At 40.1% G+C, this 538-nt stretch carries 1 protein-coding gene; it reads left to right on the forward strand.

What is annotated here, in order from left to right; all coding sequences use genetic code 11:
• Positions 1-25: 25 nt before the first annotated feature.
• Positions 26-439 (forward strand): non-homologous end-joining DNA ligase LigD, encoded by a 414-nt coding sequence (gene ligD / locus HC175_RS17095; protein ID WP_168139534.1) that lies wholly within the window; start codon positions 26-28, stop codon positions 437-439.
• The last annotated feature ends 99 nt before the right edge of the window (positions 440-538 follow it).

Consider the following 538-nt stretch of genomic DNA (forward strand, 5'->3'; position numbering starts at 1 on the left):
GGATCCTTCGTAAACAAATTTTGATATGATCAAAGAAGCCGCCACTGAATTACGGGATCTTCTAAAAAGCAAAAATATCGATCCCTCTATTATGACCAGCGGAAAAAGCGGCTTACATTTATACTATACTATAAGAAGGAGAAAAGATTTTGATGCTATAAAGGAAGAAACCAAAGCAATAGCTGAAGAGGCTGAAAGGCTGCGCCCCGACCTGTTTACTACCCAAATAAGGAAGAACAAGCGGGAAGGAAAGATCTTCGTGGATTTTTTGCGGAATGCCTATGCACAAACAGCAGTTTGTCCTTATTCGTTAAGGGCAACAGAAGAAGCGGGAATAGCCACTCCTTTGGAATGGGAAGAATTATCCCGCATTAAAAGTGCCTCTCATTTCAACATGGAAAACATATTTAGACGCTTAGGACAATTAAACCGAGATTAATATTAAATACACACAAATGAAAGAGATCAGCCCCGAAATGGCCAATCGCCAACTTAATGAACAGGCAGAAAAAATGACAGACAAGGACCTGGAAAAGGT

Source organism: Salinimicrobium oceani, from assembly GCF_012037645.1.